The following is a 15,482-nucleotide window of genomic DNA, read 5'->3' as shown; positions in this document are numbered from 1 at the left end:
TCCGCATCCCGGCCACTCGCCCTTCGCAGGGCTGTCAGCCCCGCTCGTCCTTCGCGGCAGCAATGCTCGGCCGCAGTTGCACCCGGCCGCCTGCTCCGCGGTCCGGGAAGTGTCTTCGAAAAGAATGAAGACGCGAGAAGGGCAGGCAAAGGGCCGTGTCCAATCCCCGAGAAGGAGTATCCCATGCAACTGATGAAGGTCGATCCGCGTGCGCTGAAGGACAACCCTGACAACACGCGCCAGTCGAAGTCGACGCCGCAGGCCGACGCTCTGCTATTGGCGACGATCAAGGCCGTCGGCGTGATCCAGCCGCCAGTCATTTTCCCGGAAGGCGGCGGCAACGGTTACGTCATCGAAGCCGGTCACCGGCGCACCCGCATGGCGATCGCCGCCGGTCTCGAGGAAATCGACGTTATCGTCGTCGAGGCGGCCAATGACAACGGCGCCATGCGCTCGATGGTCGAGAACATTGCGCGCGAGCCGCTCAATCCGGTCGACCAATGGCGGGGCATCGAGCGGCTGGTCGCGCTCGGCTGGACCGAGGAGGCGATCGCGGTGGCGCTCGCGCTTCCCGTCCGCCAGATCCGCAAGCTTCGTCTGCTCGCCAACGTGCTGCCTTCCATGCTCGACCAGATGGCGAAGGGGGACATGCCCAACGAGCAGCAGCTAAGGACGATCGCGGCCGCATCGTCCGAAGAGCAGAAAGAGGTCTGGAAAGCCCATAAGCCCAAAAAGGGCGACACGGCGGCCTGGTGGCAGATCGCCAACGGCCTCTCGAAAACCCGCATGCATGCCCGCGACGCAAGTTTTGGCGACGATCTTCGCCTCGCGTACGGTATCGAGTGGGCCGAGGACCTGTTCGGCCCGGCCGATCAGGACAATCGCTACACCACCAATGTCGAAGCCTTTCTCGGCGCCCAGCAGGAGTGGATGGCGAGCAACCTTCCGAAGAAGGGCGCAATCGTCGAGGTCAACAATTGGGGCCAGCCGGAACTGCCCAAGAAGGCCGAACGCGTCTACGGCAAGCCGGCCAAGGGCGATTGCACCGCGATGTATCTCGATCGCGACGGCAAGGTGCAGAGCGTCCACTACCGGATGCCGGAGCCAAGGAAAACCGATGGGCGACCCGGTCCAGCCGGTGGCGCTTCGACGGAGGCCGACGACGACACCGATGTCGTCGGGAAGACCAGGCCCGAGGTCACGCAGAAGGGCCAGGACATGATCGGTGATTTCCGTACCGATGCGCTGCATGAGGCGCTCGCCCGGACGCCGATAGAAGATGACATGCTGATGGCGCTCCTGGTCATGGCCTTCGCCGGCACCAATGTTCGGGTCGATTCCGGCGCCAACGACACCGTCTTCGGGCCGAAGCGTTTCCAGCGTCATGTCGCGCGCCTCTATTCCGCGGATGGACGCTTGTCGTTCGATATGGACAGCGTGCGTGTCGCCGCCCGCTCCGTTCTCATCGACGTACTCTCATGCCGGCGCGGCATGTCGAACAGTGGTGTCGTCTCGCGCATTGCCGGTGACGCGATCGGCGCTGACGGTTTCCTTCCGAACATGGGGACCGAGGATTTCCTGCTTTGCCTGTCGCGTCAGGCGCTGGAAGCCGCTGCCAAGTCGGTCGATCTCGTCCCGCGGTCGCGGGTCCGCGAAACCCGCGCGGCACTCGTCGATCACTTCGCGGCCGATGCTGCCTTCGTCCTTCCGGCGGCGCTGTTTGCGCCTGACCCGAAGGACATCGCAGATCTCATGAAGCACGCCGATGATCTCGTCGGCGACGACGGCGACGGTGCGCAGGGCGAGAGCATCGGCGCCGACGGGTTCGATCCAACGGCGACGGGACATGACGATCTCGTCACCGACCCGGTGGGTGATGCCGCCTCCGACGAGGAGGAAACCGCCTACGGGATCGCGGCGGAATAGCCGCCGCCCCATCCTTCGCCGATTGATCTTCCGCCGCCGGTCGTCCCGGCGGCGGTTTCGTTTCCATCACCCGCAAAAAACATGAAGGAGGATGCGGTGTCCGCGTCTCTGATTTATGATCTCGCCCCGATCGGCTCCGTCGTCGGCTGGTCCGATGGTAGCCCACGACCGCCTGAGCGCCACAAGAAGAAACTGTCGGCTTGGCGAACGCGCAATAGCCAGGGTCGGCTGATCCGCAAGGAAGGCAAGCGCGGCGTCGGCAATACCAGTCTGACACCGTGTTTCACGCTGCATGAAGGCGATCTCGGCGCAAATGGCATCATCACCATCCGTATCCACCGGACCTTCTCGCTCGATAGCGGCCTGACATTCAAAGTTGTCGAGCGTCCCGCCCTTGGATCTGTTCGCATCTTCGATCGCCCCGGCGCCAATGCCGAACTCGTCCACCTGGGGAACAATCGGCAAGCGGCCGCGGAATGGCTCAGCCGGCATGGATATCCGCATGCGATTCTCGAGGAGGTGACGGCCGACGAGGTCGCTGCCGATCACATCGAAGGGAGAACCGCAGCATGACTATGCTCCCTTCGCAATCCTTCGAAGTCTCCGCCCCTGACGCGTCAGGGGCGGAGTTCGGCAGAAGCGCCGACGGCATGGCCGTCGCGCGTGTCGGCGATCTCGTCTTCGCCATGGTTCCCGCCCGGGATGGCCAGTATTTACTTGCCAGTGCTTGGCGCGCGTCACGGCCGCTTGCCGAACTGAAGCGCGATGATTTCTATTCGCACCACGGCTCTGTCGAGGGCGAAGCCGCGTTCCGTAACCGCATGATAGAACAGGCCGGGCACAGCCGCGAACTGCGGCTACTATCCCGCCAGACCGTCCGGGTGACCTGCAGCACCCCATGGGGGCCGTCGCAGGGCGCCACCGTCTACGCCGACGGAATCGTGTGCCATACGACGGCAGGGCATGGTGGCTTCAGGCTCTCCGACGCCCGCAATGCCAAGGTCCACCCGATGCTCAGGACAGATGGCGGCTGGTATGAAGAGGACGCCGCCTGGGCAATCGTTGCGCTGACCTTTCCGGACCTGTTCACGACCTATGAGCGCAACTGCGCCGACAAGACGATCCGCGACAGCTGGCCAGATGCCTGGGAAGCGATCTTCGATCGGTCGCTCGCACCGGGTGAATCGTACGAGAGGGATGCCCAGGCATTCGCACGGGAGCATGCCGGTGACTGGATCGTCACCGCGGCACTTCGTTCGGACCATCACACTGGTATGACCGAGGTGATCGCCACCATCGGCGGCATGCGCGGCGAGCGAGTGGAAGAGCGCCGCTTTCTGATGCCAAGCGACGAGTATGCGGCCGGCCGTTTCGGCTTCGTCATCGATGAGGCACGGCATGCCGCCTATGAGGGTCCCTCCAGCTTTGTCGCTTGGCGTGGGAGGGCGTCGTAATGTCCAATCCCGAGCAACGCGCCGCGCAGTTTACCAGAATGGAATCAGCGCGACGGCAGACCCAGCACCAGCTCGATTTGATCGACCGGCAGATCATGCGACGCATGACCACAATCATTCCCCAGCTTGGTCGCCGTCAGTGCGGATATCGTCGCGGCAAGGCGCCGGAGCCAGGCGCCTTCCTCGAACGCTACCGGTCCAATCTTGCAGCGATCACCGCCGAGCGTCAGCCGGAAATCGATGCGCTTTCGAGAAAACTCGCCCGACAGGATGCGGCAATCGCGGCGCTGCGGGCGAGAGCCGGGTCCGACGGCACAGTCGTGGCCGCTACCGGTCCGGGAGGCAGGACGCCATGAGCACGATCGGAGACCTGGAGCGAAGAGCAGGCATCGGCGCATCACCGGCGGAGCGCACCGCTTTCTGGCTGCAGTTCCATCACCTCGAAGGCGAAGCCTGCCTCAATGCCGGTGTCGCCGAACTCAGGCGGCTGATCGCTCAGAGGGAAGCACGGCCGGATCCCAGACCGAAAGTGCGCGCCGTTCGTCTCTCGCGCGAAACCCTGCCGCCTTTGACTCTGGAACAGGAAGCAGCACTTCAGGCCTATGCCGCCAAGCATGTCCGCGGCGCCTCGCAGTCCCCAATCCAAAACAACACCAAGGAGGCAAAGCCGATGGTCTCGGGCATCACAACCTTCGCCAAATCGGTCGAGCAGGCGATCGAGGACAAGGTCGCCGCCGATCCAGGATTGAAGAAGCAATGGGAGGAGGTCTCGACCCGCTTCCACCTCGTCTACGCCCAGCCGGAAAGCGCGTTCAAGGCCGTCAACGTCGACGCGATGCTGAAGGACGAGGCCGTTGCGAAATCCACTCTAGCCAAGATCGGATCGGAGCCTGAACGCTTCGGCGCGCTGAAGGGCAAGACCGGGATTCTCGCCAGCCAAGCCGGCAGACAGGAGCGAGAAAAGGCGCAAACGAATGCGCCGGCGCTGGCCCGCAACCTTGAGCGCTATCTGCGCCAGCGGGCGGAGGCGGAACGGAAGTTCGAGGTCGAAGAACGCGCTGTACGTCTGAAGGTCTCGATCGATATTCCCGCGCTGTCGCAAAGTGCCAAGCAGACCCTCGAGCGCGTTCGCGATGCGATCGACCGCAATGACCTCCCCGCCGGCCTCGAATATGCGCTTGCCGACAAAATGGTGAAGGCGGAACTGGAGGGTTTCGCCAAGGCGGTAGCGGAACGTTTCGACGAGCGGACCTTCCTGTCTCTCGCCGCGAAGGACTCCAATGGACAGACCTTCAATGCCGTCACGTCGGGAATGACGCCCGGACAGAAGGCCGAGGTGCAATCGGCTTGGAATTGGATGCGGACGGTGCAGCAACTCGCCGCGCATGAGCGCACGACCGAGGCGCTGAAACACGCGGAGACAATGCGTCAGACGAAGAGCCAGGGGCTCTCGCTCAAATGAAAGCACCCGTGTTTGCGTTCGGTACGCGAAGCGCTCAAAGGACCCATGCAGTCGTGCTCTTGGCCTTGGCGGCATCCGTCGTTGGCGGCGGTATTGCTGCCGCAATCGTCGGCGGTTTTCGCATCAATTTGACACCGAGCGAACCCCTCGGCCTCTGGCGTATCGTGGCGCTCGATCGCCCGGCAGCTCGCGGGGATCTCGTTTTCATTTGCCCTCCGCAAACGGTGGCGATGGTGCAGGCGAGAGAGCGTGGTTATCTCCGGTCCGGAACCTGCCCAGGCGGCGTTGCGCCGCTCATCAAGACCGTCGTCGCCGTTGCCGGGCAGCATGTCGAAATCGACGCCGACGTGACGATCGATGGACGCCGGATCGCGTTTTCCGAATTGGCTGAACGGGACGGCAACGGCCGGCCAATGACGTCCTATCCCGGCGGGGTCGTGCCTGACGAAAACGTCTTTCTCCACTCACCGTTCAGGGGCTCGTATGACTCCCGCTATTTCGGCCCCCTGCCCGCCTCAGGGATCCTCGGCCTGGCGCAACCGGTGCTCACCTATGCGCCATGAGCACCTTCAGCCAGGCGCATTGATCGCCGTCTCAATCGTCGCCGGTACGGTGGGATGGAATGGCTACGTCCTACTTCTTCCAGTCGCGTTTGCATTTCCGGTTCTCTGGGCGCTGGCGCGAACGAGGCGGACGGCAGCGATCATCTCGGCTGGTTACTTCCTCGCTGCATCCCGTGCATTGCCACAGGGCGTAGCGACCTTCTATTCGTCGGATCTTTGGCCGGGATTATTTCTTTGGCTCTGTGCGTCCGTTGGCTTCGTCATCGTGCATGCCGTCCTCTGGACAAGGAAGACGGGTGCTCGACCGTGTCGCTACCTCCTGGCAGCGGTTCTGATGGCCATGCCGCCATTCGGCATCACCGGCTGGGCTCATCCGATTACCGCAGCGGGCGTACTATTTCCGGGATGGGAATGGTGGGGACTGGCTGCTGCGACAGCCGGCCTCATGGGCCTCGTAACCCGCATGTGGCCAGCTGTCGCGCTTGTCCTGGCAGGCTTTTGGATCTGGTCCGCCGCAACCTGGGAGGAGCCGAGGCTACCGGAAAGCTGGCAGGGGGGCGATCTCGAACTGGGCGCGTCGCTCGGTCGCGACGTCAGCTTTGAGCGTCACCGTGATTTGATTGTCACGGTGAAGGATCGGGTGGTGGGCGGCGCACGCACCATTGTTCTTCCTGAAAGCTCCCTGGGCTTCTGGACGCTCACCGTCGAACGGTTCTGGGTGCAAGCTTTGAGAGGAACTGACGTCACCGTCATCGCCGGCGCAGCCGTCATCGATGCGGGCGGATACGATAATGTTCTGGTCGCGATCTCCGGCGATGGCGGGAGGACCCTCTATCGCGAACGCATGCCGGTGCCAGGTTCGATGTGGCAGCCGTGGCGGGCGTTGCTCTCTCAGAGCGGCGGTGCGCGGGCACATTTCTTCGAAAATCCGGTCGTGACGGCCGCCGGCCGTCGGATAGCGCCGCTGATCTGCTACGAGCAACTGATCGTCTGGCCGGTCCTGCACGCCATGCTTGAGGATCCTGATCTCATCGTCGCAGTCGGCAACGGCTGGTGGACGAAAGGGACATCCATCGTCGCCATTCAGCGCGCGAGCGCCCAAGCCTGGGCGCGGCTCTTTGCCAAGCCAATTGTCTTTTCCTTCAACACCTGATTGCCCAAGGAGACGTCATGCTCGACGCGGCCCTCATTCAGAAATGCGCCGACCCTTCTTTGAAACCTGCGATCGTCGAACAGTTCGTGACCGCTGCGGGCTCGAACGACCCATTGTCCGTCACCGTCAAATCCGGTGGCCGCTTGATCCTCGTTCCGAAGGCGACAACATCGGACGAGGCGATGGCGATCATCCGGCAGTACGTCGGCCAGGCGGTGGTTCGCGTCGGTCTGACGCAGTTTCCCGCCGGCATCGGGATCAAGGATGTCGCCGATCTGAAGCCCGATCTCGTCGATCCTTGCGAAAACCTTCGCAAGGGGACGGCGATGTTCGCGAAAGTCTTGCGCATCGTCGCCAAATGGTATGGCAATCCGAAAAGCGATGAGGTTTTCCCGCAGATCTTCGAGGACGCTGTCTATGCCTGGAAGACCGGGGAATTCGAGGGCGTGAGCGTTTTCCAGGCGCCCGATCCAGGGGGCTCAGTCGTCAATCAGCGTGAGCCGATCGACAGCGGGGGAACTGATGACGCACCAGACGACGCTTCCCTGCCCACCGACCACGAACCTCAAGATGAGAGGGAAGTTGGCGCAGCGGGAATGCGGATCGATCTTTCGCGTATCGGTGGGCAAAAGTAGCTGCCCAACTTCGTCCAGGATGATCGGGCGCGATCGGAGCCTGGCGTTGCGGATCTATCGAAGGCGAGCCGGCGACCGTGAAAAATGCTTCATGCTCGCCCACCGGCTCTGGCCTTCCTATATCTTTCCTAACGATTGCATGATCATATCAAAGGGCGTATCGCCTGCTTCGAACAGAGGAAAACGGTGCCCAAGGTCAATCCATCGATCCTGCGTTGGGCTCGCGAAACCGCGGGGCTCACTCTCGAGGATGCCGCTGAAAAAGTCGGTCTCGGCGAGGCTCGCGGCGTTGCGGGCAGCGATCGCCTGGCCATGCTCGAGGCTGGCGATAGCGAGCCGACACGGCCGATGCTTTTGAAAATGGCGGCGCAATATCGCCGACCCCTATTGACGTTTTATTTGGCAGAGCCACCGGCGGTGGCCGCGCGCGGCGAAGATTTTCGAACCCTGCCGGCTGAGTTCGCAAAGCGCGATGCGGCCTTGGTCGACACGCTGCTGCGTGAAGTGCGCGCGCGGCAGGAAATGGTTCGAGCCGTGCTCGAAACCGAGGACGAGGCCACCCCGCTCGATTTCGTCGCGTCGTTTGATCAAAGCCAGGGCGCCGAGGCATTGGCGAGCGCCATTCGGACGCGCCTTGTGTTCGAATTGAAGACGTACCGGCATGGAAGCGGCCGCGGAACGCCCAAGGGTTTTGCCTATCTTCGCGAGCGGGCCGAGGCGGCCGGCATTTTCGTGCTGCTTATCGGCAACCTTGGCAGTCATCACAGCACCCTGAATGTCGAACTCTTCAGGGGCTTTGCCTTCGCCGATTCCGTCGCGCCTTTCGTCGTGATCAACGATCAGGACAGCGAGCAGGCGTGGTCATTCACGCTTCTGCACGAGCTTGCGCATATCTGGCTCGGTCGGACCGGTGTCAGCGGGGGACGGCCGGCAAGCGCGATCGAGACGTTCTGCAATGATGTTGCCGGGCGCATCCTGATGCCCACGGCGGAAATCGTGCAGGAGCCTTCGCTCGTTGGGGCGTCGCAGGAACAGGTGATGGCGCGGATTTCCGCAATCGCGGATGCTCGGCAGGTCAGCCACTCCATGGTGGCCTACAAGCTCTATCGCGAAGGCATCATCGACCAGGAAACATGGTCCGCGGTCACCACGCTGTTCCGCCAGCAATGGCTGAGGAACCGAGCCGCGCAACGAGATCGCGCCAGGGAAAACGAGGGCGGGCCAAGTTACTATACGGTCAAACGCCATAAGCTCGGCAATCGGCTCGTCGAACTCTCCCGGCGAATGCTGGCGGAGGGCGCCTTGTCGCCTTCGAAGGCCGCCGCGATCCTCGGTGTCAAAGCCAGCAACGTCTACTCCCTTACCGATAGCGCGGCGTAAGGAGAAGCCGTGCATCTCCTCGACGCAAACGTTCTGATCACCGCCCATAATCTGTACTACCCGATCGGCCGGTTTCCGGAATTCTGGGATTGGTTGGTCCATATGGGCGAGGCCGGCGAGATCAAAGTTCCTGTGGAGATTCTCGAAGAAATCACCGAGGGCTCGGAAATCGGTCGCTGGCTGAGCGAAGCTGAGAACTACAGTGTTCTGCGGCTGGACGAAGATGTCGACCCGGCCTTGGTGCAAGCTGTTATCGAGAAATACGCTCCCGACCTGAACGACGCTGAGGTCATCGAGATCGGGCGGGATCCGTTTCTGATCGCCTATGCGATGGCGCTGCCCGCCGATCGAATCGTTGTGACGGTCGAGGCTTCGAAGCCAAGCGCAAAGCGCGCAAATCGCCGCATCCCCGACGTCTGCAAGGATCTCGGTGTCCGGTGGTGCAACAGCTTCGAAATGATGACGGCGCTGAACTTCACGACGGCTTGGCGATCCCGAGTCTGACGTTCGTGTGGGTAATGTCAGCCCGGATTTGTCTCCGTCAGGAATTCTCTTGGATCGACAGCCAGCGCTTGGGAGATCTGGCCCAGAACGGTGATCGTTGCAGACATCTCGGCGCGCTCAATGGCACCGATATGGCGCGCGCTTAGGCCCGTGAGATGCGCCAATTCTTCCTGCGTCAGTTTCTTGCCATGGCGTATGCGACGCAAATTCCTCGCCATGACCTCGTTGAGATCCATGACGTCAGCGGAAACAGAATCGGAATTATTGTTCTAGGAACTATAGTTCCGATTCGACAAAGCTTATGATATTGCCGGTCGTCGGATGTTTACTCTTCCAAGAGGATCGTCTGACATAGGAGCCAAGAGGCGCGCGCGAATACGGCGCAGTCGTGCCAATCCATCGATCTGGGAAGGAAAAGAAATGCAAGATGCGGGTTCCTCGCAAGCCGGAGGAGACCAGAGGAAACCTCGATACGATTTGATGGACAAGGCGGAATTGGAGACGCTGACAGTGGCCGCCATTCGCCAACATCGCCGTCTGCTTGCCGCCGATCAGGCCGTCTACGAGGAGTGGATACGCGCGAGCGAGGATCCTACGATCGCCAGTTCGGTTCTGGAGACGCTCCAGGAAGAGCATTTTGCGCGCCAAACAAGGGCCGCAGCTCAGCAGGACGCGCTTTCGGATATGCTCGACGCACTCGGCTTCGTGCCGGAAGTACCGGTCGATGACGATGTCAGCTAGCTGGGAGGCAGCAAACCCCGATCCTTGGCGATCGCCACAAGATGCGGCACCGACTCGGCGCCGAGCTTGCCACGCGCCTTATCGAGATGGTGCTGCACAGTCCGGAAAGCGATGCCGACCAAATTGGCGGTTGTAAGCGTACTCTTTCCTTTTGCCGCCCAGATCAAGCAGTCCATTTCACGCGGCGACAGCGCCTGCTTTGGATTGAGCGTGGTCTTGCCGCCGATCATCTTCAAGCGATAGTGGATCATCATCACCAATTGCACCGCCTTTTTCGGGTCGAAAGCGACCGGCACTTCCACATTCCTTTCGGAGGATGCGAAGGTCAGCATCATCGATGTTCCGTAGCTGCCTTCCACGGGAATGGTCATGCCGCAACGGATTCCGTGCTCGATCGATTCATTGCGAAACTTTCTGAGCTCAGATGAGCCGCGCGGTCTCCAATCGTCCGCCGTCCAGAAGAAGATATCGCCTTTTCGTTTTGCCTGCGTCACCACGGGATCGATATTGGAGTAATCGGCCGAGAGATAGGTGCGTTCCCATGGCTTTGGATAGGTGTTGAAGGTCTTGATCTGGGCGCCTTCCTTTTGAAGATAGGCAAACCGCTCGTAGCCGCAGGCCTCTGCGAAGCGCTTCATGGCACCTTTGATCGTAAGCTCGTCCTGCGCAGCTTCCAACATGTCGACGAGCGAGCGAAATTCTCCATCCACCAGCGTTTCTCCTGTCTTATCGACCTGTAGGTCGGTCATGATCTGGCACATCGAGACACTCGAACAGGCCTCGCCGCCCGGCGGCCAAGCCATAGCCACAATCAGCCACAGGCATCTCGACACAACCCACGGTGCCAGAGTAGCGCGGAGCAGTCCCTCTAGCCGTGTACGCCTAGCACTACCTGCGAAAAGACAAGTTTCAAGTCCCCTTGAACTAAAAAGATGACTAAGTCAGGAAAGTTATTGCGGGGATTGCAATGTTGCACCGGCATGCGCGGCATGTCGGTGGCTGAAATGGCGGCGAAGCTGTCGGACGATGTTCGTCAGTTTCTGCTGTAGGTCGACGGAAATATAATATCCTGGTCGACGAGCACGTTGAACTTGTAGCCGGGGCGGATCTGGATGGTCGGCTGCACATTCAGGTTCTTCGAGATGGTCTGCTCTGCGACCCTGCCAAAAGACTCCGCGAAGTTGCGGCGGGCCGCATCCGATGCGGTCTCCTGCGTCGCGAGCGTCGAGCTTTGCGGCATCGACATGTCGATCCCGGTTCCGATCAGCGCGATGAGCGCCGCAGAACTCCACGTGCGCCAGAGATGCCGATCGACCTTGTCCTTGAAGCCGCCATATCCTTCGGCTTCCGTACCGGCCATGCCGCCGATTTGCAGCGTTGCCCCATTCGGGAAGATGAGATCGGTCCAGACGACGAGGACACGTTCCTGGCCGAAAGAGACCTTGGAATCATAGCGGCCGAACAGTTTTGCCCCCTGCGGGATCAGAAGCCGGTAACCGGTGGCGCTGTCATAGACGTTCTGACTGACCTGCGCGGTGATCCGGCCGGGAAGGTCGGAGTTGAGACCCGTGACCAAGGTGGCGGGAATGACCGAGCCGCGCTTGAGCTCATAGGCTGACATCTGCGGCACGACCCGGTTCGGCAAATAGCCGAGGTCCTTGATGTCCTGGTTGAAGAAATCTTCCTTTGATGTCTGAGCGTTTGGATCGACATTCTGCCCGATCAGACCGGACTTCACGGCAGCGGCGTAAAGGTCCGAGGCGCTATTGGCAGTCGTCGCCTGCCGGTCGGACTCTCTGGAGGTGTTGGCTGCCTTGTCGATGTCGGAAATATCCACCTTCAACGGCGAGTCCAAAGCTGTCGCCCGCGCCTGGAGCCGGGCCATGCGCTGCCGTTGCGCTTCACGGATATACTGTTCGTCCTGCTCCCGTTTCAGGCGTGCCTTCCATTCCGCCTCCGATTCAAGTCTCGGGCGCCGCTCCTCTCGCTGGGTGGGTGTGCGATCAACAACGGCGGTTTCCTTCGCGACTTTCTGTTCGACGGCGGGCGTCGGCTGGAACACTTCGCGTTGTTCCGGATCGCCGATGATGCCGTCGGTGACACCACGCTTGAGCTGGTCGCCGAAGTTGGTTGCGGGAGCATTCGAGGCGCTGTCCAGATCGTTGTTCCGATTGAAAGGGAGACCGCGCCATGAAAGCCCGATGACGACGACGCCGACAAATAGCGCAACGATGATGATGGCGACGATGATTGGCAGACGGTTCAGACGGCGCATACCCTTCTGATCGTCGGCCTGGCCCGAGCTGCCCAGCTGCAGAGATTGCACCATGCTCGCCTCCCCTCAATTGCGCTGCATGATCGAGAGCGGGCTTGCCGGCACAGCACCTGCGGCCGTTGCCGTATACGCCCTGCCCAGCGCGATGGACGGCGTCGACAGCCTTGCAAGCACCTGGCCATCCACGCCGTCGATCGAATAGGCAAGCTCGACAGGTTTGACGTCTTTCTCGGCCTTGCCGTCGGTGATGACCGTATAGCCCCACCCTTTCAGCGCCGCCTCGAGCGCCGTAGCGAAGTCCGAAGCGTCCTTCTCCATCTTGATGGTCGTCGTGCCCGCGGGACCGATCTGCTCGGCAAGCCGGCTTGCCATGTCGCCGGCAATCGCACTTGCGGCGGGACCTGTGACAGTGGTGGGTGCCGAATTGGTCGTGAGACCGTCCTCGGCCGTCTGGCAGCTGGAAAGCATGGCGGCGGCGGTGATGATGATGGCGAGGTGCTTGCGCATGGTTCAGCCTCCCCGCCGGATGGTAATCTTCTGCTGCCGCCATCCGACGCCGGAGACGAGGATTGCTTTGTCGACCGCATAGTCGACGATCATCATGTCGTTCTTCATCCGGTAGTTGACGATGCGGTTCTGCCCACCACTGACGACGAAAAGAACCGGCGCATCCTGGCTCGAGACCGTTTTCGAGAATTGGATGTAGGTCTTGGCGCCGTCCGAATAGACCCGCTTCGGCTTCCAGGGCGCGCTGCCACTGATGGAGTAAGAAAAGTTCAGCTTGTCGGGCGCGGTTCCAGGAATGCCGCCGGTCTCCAGCCGGGAGTTGATATCGGCAAGCTTGGTCGAGACATCCTCCGGATAATCGAAGCCGACGCGGGCCATGTACTGGCTCGGATGCGATTTCAGCTGGACGTGATAGGTGCGCCGCGACGTCGTGACGACCATGGAAGTGACGAGACCGGCCTCCGAGGGCTTGACGATCAGGTGGATCGCCTGACCGCCGGTGGTGCCGGAGGTCGCGGGCTCCACCTTCCAACGAACAGTATCGCCAACCAGAACATCGCGAACGATCTCGCCACCTTGCAATTCGATATCGCAGACCTGCAGCGGCGAGCAGACGACCGACGGCTGCGTCTCGCCAAAAAGGAAGATGACTTTGCCATCGAGGCCAGTCGTCACCAGTCCCGATGTGCCACGCCATTTCCTGGAAATGTTCGTACCCTTCACCTCGTTGTTCGACATGCTCTGTGCTTGCGCACCGCTCACGAAGACGAGTCCGGCCAGGCAGCCGGCGGCTGCGAATATTTTTGTAATGTGCATTGAGAAATCCCCTGCCCTTAAAGCTGTGCTGTCCAGTCGAAATCCCGGACATAGAGGCCGATCGGATTGAGGCGGATGGTCGCCTCGTCCTGCGGCGCGGTGAGTGTCACCGTTGCGATTCCGCGAAACCGGCGCGTGCCGATTTCCTTGCCCTTGCGGTCGCGTTCGTATTCGGTCCAGTCGATCTGATAGGTCTGGTTCGACAGCGCCACGATGTTGTTCACCTCGATGGCGACGGTCGACGATTTCGCCTGTTCGAACGGCGAGTTACCGCGGAACCAGGCGTTGATCTTCTCGGTCGAGGGATCCGATGTTCGAAGGAGAGCGTAGGTTCGATCGATATACTGCTTCTGCACCACTGCATCCGGCGTGATCGAACGGAAGCTGGTGACAAAATTCCCGAGCGTCGCGCGCACCACCCGAACGTCGGCATATTCGATCTGTTGAGGATAGCCTGATGTCACCGCGGTCCCGAGTTTGTCGACCTCGACGATATAGGGAACCAGCTTGACCTGGGTGCTCAGATACATCGCATATCCAAAGCCGATCACGGCCATGGTCAAACCGAGAATGCCGACGATGCGCCATGCGGCGGCGGACCGAACGTAGGAACCGTATCGCTCGTTCCATTCCTGGCGCGCGGCAAGATAGGGGTTTTCGGGGGCGCGGTTCGCTGCCATCGATCGATCACTTTCTGATTGCGGTTAGTCTTTGCGTTCGGGAGGCGGTTTTAGCCCGCTATGCCCGCTGCGCGCCTGGTCGAGCTTGGCGTTAGCGAGACCGAGGATCGACCCGGCATAGGCGCCGGGAGAACCGATGGCCTTTTCCTTTGCAGCCGAGCCGGTCGCTTTTCCCGCGGACCCGATTCCTGCACCGAAACCACGAAGAGCCGCACCCGCAACGGATGACCCAGCAGCGCGAGCGGCCTGGGCAGCCGCAAAGCCTGCACCGGCCGCGCCGGTCGCGAGGAATCCTGCGCCCGTGGCGAACGATGCCGCCTGGCCGCCGTGCCTGATCGCCTCCATTCCGCCCGAAACGGACGCTCCTTGAACAACACCTTGAATGATGCTTGGCACATACATGGCGATGATAAAGACCACGACTGAAATGCCGGCAATGGCCAAGGTCGTGACGAATTGATCGGAGGACGCAGTCGGAGCAGTCGCCAGGCCTTGGAGGACTTGGGATCCGATCTTGGCGATCATCACGAGCGCCATCAATTTCATCCCGACTCCAAATGCATAGACTAGGTATCGGATCGCGAAATCCTTGGTATAGGATGAGCCTCCCAGCCCGAGCATGATCATGCCGGCGAGCAGCCCGACATACATCTCGACCATGACCGATACAAAAATCGCTGCCACAAGTGAGAAAGAGATGACGACAATCGCCATCGCCAGCACAGCTGCGACAGCCAGCGCATTGTCCTCAAACACGCCGAACTGTGCTTGTTGTGACATCTGCGAAGCGACCCGAATGCCGGCGTCGAAGACCTCGGCCGGCGACGCCGATCCGCCACCGGCGCCGATCTGGAAAAGGCTGTCGACAACGGCTCGGGCAAAAGAAGGCCCTTGGGTCAGGACGAACGCAAAAAAGCCGATGAACATGATGCGCCGGACAAGCTCGGCAAACCAGCTTTCAAGCGATGCTGCTTGGATTGCTAGCCAGACAGCAGCAATGCCAATCTCGATGGTGGCGAGAATCCAAAAGAGGGATTTTGCCGCGTCCATGATGGTGGTTTCCCATCCTTTCGCGGCGGTCGAAACCTGATTTTCTAGTTCGGTCAGGACTTGTCCCTGTTGCGCGAAGGCGGGAGCTGCAAAGACGAGGCAAAGGAGGCCTGCGATCAGGAACGATTGTTCAAGGGTACGCTTCACCATCTCGGGCGTATCTCCTGGCCGTCCGTTATCGGCGGCAGCTCCTTGCTCGAGCCAAAGAACCTCTCCCTGACGGCGCGTTGTTCTTCAGCGAGCGCAGGTTTACTGGATTCCCTGGAATTAACGATCAGTACCGTCGCCGCAGACGAAACAGCTGCAACAAGCACAAGGACGGCAATAACAACAGCT

18 protein-coding genes and 1 pseudogene are annotated in these 15,482 nt (G+C 61.1%); 11 read left to right on the top strand and 8 right to left on the bottom strand.

What is annotated here, in order from left to right:
* Nucleotides 1-183 precede the first annotated feature (183 nt).
* From RHSP_RS32860 to RHSP_RS32815, 10 genes and pseudogenes are all read left to right on the top strand, one after another.
* Nucleotides 184-1,926 (top strand): ParB/RepB/Spo0J family partition protein, encoded by a 1,743-nt coding sequence (locus RHSP_RS32860; RefSeq protein WP_004130017.1) that lies wholly within the window; start codon nucleotides 184-186, stop codon nucleotides 1,924-1,926.
* A 96-nt stretch (nucleotides 1,927-2,022) separates the two neighbouring features.
* On the top strand, nucleotides 2,023-2,499 hold the full coding sequence (locus RHSP_RS32855; protein WP_004130013.1) for a hypothetical protein: 477 nt from the start codon (nucleotides 2,023-2,025) through the stop codon (nucleotides 2,497-2,499).
* Nucleotides 2,496-3,380, top strand: a complete 885-nt coding sequence (locus RHSP_RS32850) for a DUF7007 domain-containing protein (RefSeq protein ID WP_004130010.1) — start codon at nucleotides 2,496-2,498, stop codon at nucleotides 3,378-3,380. The genes RHSP_RS32855 and RHSP_RS32850 overlap by 4 nt, the downstream gene beginning before the upstream one ends.
* Complete coding sequence (locus RHSP_RS32845; protein ID WP_037156020.1) at nucleotides 3,380-3,736, top strand: hypothetical protein; 357 nt, start codon at nucleotides 3,380-3,382, stop codon at nucleotides 3,734-3,736. The genes RHSP_RS32850 and RHSP_RS32845 overlap by 1 nt, the downstream gene beginning before the upstream one ends.
* A gap of 293 nt (nucleotides 3,737-4,029) precedes the next feature.
* A pseudogene (locus tag RHSP_RS32840) lies at nucleotides 4,030-4,842 on the top strand (BID domain-containing protein); the annotation flags it as partial.
* Nucleotides 4,839-5,405 carry a conjugative transfer signal peptidase TraF gene (gene traF / locus RHSP_RS32835; protein WP_004129996.1) on the top strand — a complete coding sequence of 189 codons (567 nt, stop codon included), beginning with the start codon at nucleotides 4,839-4,841 and terminating at the stop codon, nucleotides 5,403-5,405. The pseudogene RHSP_RS32840 and the gene traF, both read left to right, overlap by 4 nt.
* Nucleotides 5,395-6,558, top strand: a complete 1,164-nt coding sequence (locus RHSP_RS32830; protein WP_004129993.1) for a conjugal transfer protein TraB — start codon at nucleotides 5,395-5,397, stop codon at nucleotides 6,556-6,558. Before traF ends, RHSP_RS32830 begins: the two co-directional genes overlap by 11 nt.
* 17 nt (nucleotides 6,559-6,575) lie before the next feature.
* Nucleotides 6,576-7,193, top strand: a complete 618-nt coding sequence (locus RHSP_RS32825; protein WP_004129991.1) for a TraH family protein — start codon at nucleotides 6,576-6,578, stop codon at nucleotides 7,191-7,193.
* 186 nt (nucleotides 7,194-7,379) lie between these two features.
* Nucleotides 7,380-8,573: an ImmA/IrrE family metallo-endopeptidase gene (locus RHSP_RS32820; RefSeq protein ID WP_037156014.1), complete on the top strand. Its 1,194-nt coding sequence runs from the start codon at nucleotides 7,380-7,382 to the stop codon at nucleotides 8,571-8,573.
* Between the two features lie 9 nt (nucleotides 8,574-8,582).
* Nucleotides 8,583-9,077: a DUF4411 family protein gene (locus RHSP_RS32815; protein ID WP_004129985.1), complete on the top strand. Its 495-nt coding sequence runs from the start codon at nucleotides 8,583-8,585 to the stop codon at nucleotides 9,075-9,077.
* Nucleotides 9,078-9,094: 17 nt separating this feature from the next.
* Here the strand turns inward: RHSP_RS32815 and RHSP_RS32810 are convergent, their stop codons facing one another.
* Nucleotides 9,095-9,313, bottom strand: a complete 219-nt coding sequence (locus RHSP_RS32810; RefSeq protein WP_004129982.1) for a helix-turn-helix domain-containing protein — start codon at nucleotides 9,311-9,313, stop codon at nucleotides 9,095-9,097.
* A gap of 184 nt (nucleotides 9,314-9,497) precedes the next feature.
* Here RHSP_RS32810 and RHSP_RS32805 point away from each other — a divergent pair, with 184 nt between their 5' ends.
* A complete protein-coding gene (locus tag RHSP_RS32805) occupies nucleotides 9,498-9,818 on the top strand; it encodes a transcriptional repressor TraM (protein ID WP_004129979.1) in 321 nt (106 codons plus the stop codon).
* Here the strand turns inward: RHSP_RS32805 and RHSP_RS32800 are convergent.
* The 7 genes from RHSP_RS32800 to trbK all read right to left on the bottom strand — a co-directional run bounded on the left by RHSP_RS32800 (nucleotide 9,815) and on the right by trbK (nucleotide 15,460).
* Nucleotides 9,815-10,528, bottom strand: coding sequence for an autoinducer binding domain-containing protein (locus RHSP_RS32800; RefSeq protein WP_037156048.1), 714 nt, complete (start codon nucleotides 10,526-10,528; stop codon nucleotides 9,815-9,817). The two genes, RHSP_RS32805 and RHSP_RS32800, sit on opposite strands and share 4 nt — an antisense overlap.
* 323 nt (nucleotides 10,529-10,851) lie before the next feature.
* Nucleotides 10,852-12,147 carry an IncP-type conjugal transfer protein TrbI gene (trbI, locus tag RHSP_RS32795; protein WP_004129973.1) on the bottom strand — a complete coding sequence of 432 codons (1,296 nt, stop codon included), beginning with the start codon at nucleotides 12,145-12,147 and terminating at the stop codon, nucleotides 10,852-10,854.
* Nucleotides 12,148-12,159: 12 nt separating this feature from the next.
* Nucleotides 12,160-12,600, bottom strand: coding sequence for a conjugal transfer protein TrbH (trbH, locus tag RHSP_RS32790; RefSeq protein WP_037156011.1), 441 nt, complete (start codon nucleotides 12,598-12,600; stop codon nucleotides 12,160-12,162).
* 3 nt (nucleotides 12,601-12,603) lie between these two features.
* Nucleotides 12,604-13,416, bottom strand: a complete 813-nt coding sequence (gene trbG / locus RHSP_RS32785; RefSeq protein ID WP_037156008.1) for a P-type conjugative transfer protein TrbG — start codon at nucleotides 13,414-13,416, stop codon at nucleotides 12,604-12,606.
* A 17-nt stretch (nucleotides 13,417-13,433) separates the two neighbouring features.
* Entirely contained in the window at nucleotides 13,434-14,096 is a 663-nt protein-coding gene (locus RHSP_RS32780) for a conjugal transfer protein TrbF (RefSeq protein WP_004129966.1), read from the bottom strand.
* A 24-nt stretch (nucleotides 14,097-14,120) separates the two neighbouring features.
* Complete coding sequence (gene trbL, locus RHSP_RS32775; RefSeq protein ID WP_004129963.1) at nucleotides 14,121-15,296, bottom strand: P-type conjugative transfer protein TrbL; 1,176 nt, start codon at nucleotides 15,294-15,296, stop codon at nucleotides 14,121-14,123.
* Nucleotides 15,290-15,460: an entry exclusion protein TrbK gene (gene trbK / locus RHSP_RS34260; protein WP_338059961.1), complete on the bottom strand. Its 171-nt coding sequence runs from the start codon at nucleotides 15,458-15,460 to the stop codon at nucleotides 15,290-15,292. Before trbK ends, trbL begins: the two co-directional genes overlap by 7 nt.
* Nucleotides 15,461-15,482: the final 22 nt, after the last annotated feature.

The organism is Rhizobium freirei PRF 81 (assembly GCF_000359745.1).
In the GTDB taxonomy this organism is placed as follows: Bacteria; Pseudomonadota; Alphaproteobacteria; order Rhizobiales; family Rhizobiaceae; genus Rhizobium; species Rhizobium freirei.
This window is presented reverse-complemented; position numbering and strand designations above follow the sequence as displayed.